The sequence below is a fragment of the Gulosibacter sediminis genome (genome assembly GCF_014904065.1).
Lineage (GTDB): Bacteria > Actinomycetota > Actinomycetes > Actinomycetales > Microbacteriaceae > Gulosibacter > Gulosibacter sediminis.
In genome coordinates this window covers 32,457-35,981 of the sequence record NZ_JACXJG010000022.1, presented here as the reverse complement: position 1 = coordinate 35,981, position 3,525 = coordinate 32,457, and the positions used below count along the sequence as shown (strand labels likewise).

3 protein-coding genes are annotated in these 3,525 nt (G+C 67.3%); 1 reads left to right on the top strand and 2 read right to left on the bottom strand.

From position 1 onward, the window contains the following. Positions 1-125: 125 nt before the first annotated feature. Entirely contained in the window at positions 126-1,160 is a 1,035-nt protein-coding gene (locus ID132_RS11260; RefSeq protein ID WP_193128655.1) for a 1-phosphofructokinase family hexose kinase, read from the bottom strand. A 117-nt stretch (positions 1,161-1,277) separates the two neighbouring features. Between ID132_RS11260 and ID132_RS11255 the strand changes: the two genes are divergently transcribed. Next, positions 1,278-2,255, top strand: coding sequence for an NADP-dependent oxidoreductase (locus ID132_RS11255; protein ID WP_193128654.1), 978 nt, complete (start codon positions 1,278-1,280; stop codon positions 2,253-2,255). Between the two features lie 87 nt (positions 2,256-2,342). Here the strand turns inward: ID132_RS11255 and ID132_RS11250 are convergent, their stop codons facing one another. Continuing rightward, the gene (locus tag ID132_RS11250; RefSeq protein ID WP_328744329.1) at positions 2,343-3,476 is read right to left on the bottom strand and encodes an MFS transporter; all 1,134 of its coding nucleotides are present in this window, start codon (positions 3,474-3,476) and stop codon (positions 2,343-2,345) included. Positions 3,477-3,525: the final 49 nt, after the last annotated feature.

Here is a 3,525-nt window from a genome sequence, read left to right as displayed (position 1 = left end):
AAACGACCACTCAACCCCCTAGAACAGCGAGGCGAAGGGGCGGCATCCACCGTGAACGGCAAGCAAAGGGACCGCGAGCGCCGGGGGCCGACCCTTGAGGGTTCGGCAGGGACAGGCGGGCGGTGCTAGGCGGAGGGAGTTTCGAAGAACTTGGTGGGTTCGCTGAGGGGCTGCGATGGGTCGGGCACCGTGATTTCGGCGGTCGGGGCGCCGTCGAGCGAGTCAATGATCGTCGTCGGCACCGACACCGCCAAGGCGCCGTAGATGACGGCCTTCGACAGGCCTGACTTCAGCGCCAGCGGAGGCAGCTCACCGTAGTCAGCCTGGCCACCCTGCTGCCCGGGCCCCTGAATCGAGTGGCCGACGAATCCCGCGAGCGACGCATCCCCCGCGCCCGTCGTGTTCACGACCTGCGGCGCCTTCGCGTATCCCCACAGCGCCTCGTCGCGCGTGACGACCATCGCGCCGTCGCCACCCATCGACACGAGCACTACCTCGAGCCTCGCGCGCTCGATCACCTCGCGCGCCGCCTCGAGCACGTCGCCGACGGTGTTGAGATGCCGCTTCACGAGCGTCGCCATCTCGTCGGCGTTCGGCTTGATGCAGTCGACGAGCCCCGACATTGCCCATGTCTCGAGCGACGAGCCCGAGGTGTCGACGGCGACGCGCGTGCCGATACGGCGGGCCTCACTGAACAGCCGCGTGAAGTCAATCTTCTCGCCGGTCTCGACGAGCTTCGGCACCNAGCCCGACACGACGAGCCAGTCGGCACGCAGCGCGCGAATCTCCTGCAGCGTCATGTCGACGACGGCATCCCAGTCGCGCTCGTGCAGCGGCACGGCCTTCTGGTTCACGTTGGTCGTGCGGCCCTCGGGCTCAAGAATCGCGGTGTTCACGCGCATCCGCCCCGGCACCGGCAGAATGCGGAGCACCTGCGGAAACGGTGTGCGGAACAGCAGGTGTTCGTCCTCGCGCCCGACCGGCAGCACTGCCGAGGTCGAGACGCCGGCGATCCGCAGCGTACGCGACACGTTGATGCCCTTGCCCGAGAGAAACTCCTGAATCTCGGTCGCCCGGTTCACCTTGCCGGTGTCGAAGCTCTCAACGAAATAGGTGCGATCGATCACGGGGGCCGGGGTCAGCGAAACTACAGCAGGCATCTTCGTTCCTTTCGCAGCGGACTCACTCAGCGTAGCCCGCGAACTTGTCGCCGCACCCGGTTTTCCCCGCCAGTTTCGCCCGGCCCACGCGCAGCCGAACGTGTCAGGCTTGGCTTCATGTCTGAAACGATGCGCGCGGTTGTAGTCAATGAGTTTGGTGGCCCCGAGGTTCTGAAACTCGGCGAGGTGCCGATGCCGAAAGTCGTGAACAGCGACACGCTCGTGCGCGTGCACGCGGCCGGCCTCAACCCAATCGATGTGAAGACCCGCGCGGGCAAGGGCGCGTCCGGCGCAATCGAGCGGATGCCCTGGGTACCAGGCGGCGAGTTCGCCGGCGTCGTCGAGAAGGCGCCGTATGAGCTCGCGCCGTTCCAACCCGGCGATGAGGTCTACGGCATGCTACTCACCCCGCGCTACCAGGGCGCCCACGGCGACTACGTGTCGGTGCCGTTCATGTCGCTCGCGCACAAGCCGAAGTCGCTGACGATGCTCGAGGCCGGCGGCGTGCCCCTCGCCGCGCTCACGGCGTGGGCCGCGGTGGTTGAGGCTGCGCGCGTCCACTCCGGGCAGCGGATGCTCGTGCACGCGGGCGCGGGTGGCGTCGGTCACTTCGCGGTGCAGCTCGCGGCGTTCTACGGCGCCGAGGTCGTGACCACCGCATCCAGCCGAAACCACGACTGGCTCACCGAGCTCGGCGCGAGCCAGGTCATCGACTACACCTCGGAGCGCTTCGAGGACGCGATCGACGAGCCGGTCGACGTCGTCATCGACCTCATCGGCAACGTGCAGGACGACACGGGCAGCCGCTCGCTCAAGGTGCTCCGCGACGGCGGCCTCGTCGTCAACGTGCCCACCGGCTCATGGCCGACGATGCACGAGGAGGCTGAGGCCGCGGGCCGTGAACTGCGCGCATCCACACTCAAGCTCTCACCCGAGGGGCGGATCCTCACCACCATCGCCCAGCTCTTCGACCAGGGCGACCTGCAGACACACCTCGACGCGAGCTTCCCGCTCGGCCAGGCCCGCGCCGCCCACGAGCAGCTCGAGCAGGGACACACGCGGGGCAAGATCGTCTTCGACCTCACCGCAGGGTAGTCACGCCGAGCACCAACGAAGCAGGGCGGCCCCGCATCGATTTCGGTGCGGGGCCGCCCTGCAAATTCGCGAGCTCGAGTGCGCGAGCTAGTGCTGCGTGCGCACGCCGGCGGGGATGGGGTCGCCCGGCTTCCAGGTCTCCCACTGGCCCGAGTGCTCCATGTCGTGGCCAAGCGGAATGCCGTGGCGGCCCTTGAGCAGGATTGAGCCGACGAGGCCGACGGCCGACATGATCGCGAGGTAGACCGCGGCCCAGTGCCACTGACCGGCGTTCGCTTCGAAGGTCGCCTGCACGATGAGGGGCGCGAACGCGCCACCAATGATCGCGCCGATCGCGTAGGTAATCGACACACCCGAGAAGCGCACGGATGCGGGGAACACTTCGGCGTACCAGGCACTGAGCGGGCCGTAGCAGAAGCCCAACGGAATGCCGAGGAGGCAGGTGCCGAGCACGAAGTAAATCGGGTTCTCGCCGCCCATCACGACAAGCGGGAAGAGCGCAATCGATGCGAAGATCATGAGGATGTACCCGACGATGAACACCGGTTTCGCGCCGTACTTATCGGCGATCCAGGCGCCGACATAGGTCCAAATCGCCCACGAGATTGCGGCGAGGTTGAGGAAGAGGCTGACCTGGCCGCCATCCATGCCGACCATACCGCCGGCCTCGAGCGGCGTCGAGGCGTAGCGCTGCACGATGCCGCCCACCAGCATGTAGCCGACCGCGTTGTCGCCGGCGAAGACGAGGGCGGCGAGGATCACAATGAGCCAGTACTTGCGGAACACCACGGCGATCGGCGCCGACTGGCTCTTCGCCATCTTTGAGATTTGGCGGAACACCGGCGATTCCTCGACCGCTCGACGCACGACGTAGCCAACGACGATCAGCACGACCGAGAACAGGAACGCAATGCGCCAGCCGCCGTTCGTGAAGCCCTCCTGACCCATGGTCATCTGCAGCACGGTGAGCATGCCCGTCGCGAGTAGCATGCCAAACGGTACGCCGAGCTGCGGCCATGCGCCGGCGCGGTTGCGGCCGCCGTCGGCGGCGGTCTCGACCGCCATGAGGGCCGCGCCGCCCCATTCGCCGCCGGCCGAAATACCCTGCAGCACGCGCAGAATGAGCAGCCCGATGGCGCTGACCGCTGCGAGGTCACCGGTGGGCAGCAGACCGATGAGCGCTGTCGCCGTGCCCATAAGGATCAGCGTCGCGATGAGCACTGGCTTGCGACCGTACTTGTCACCGAAATGGCCGGCGAGGAACGCGCCA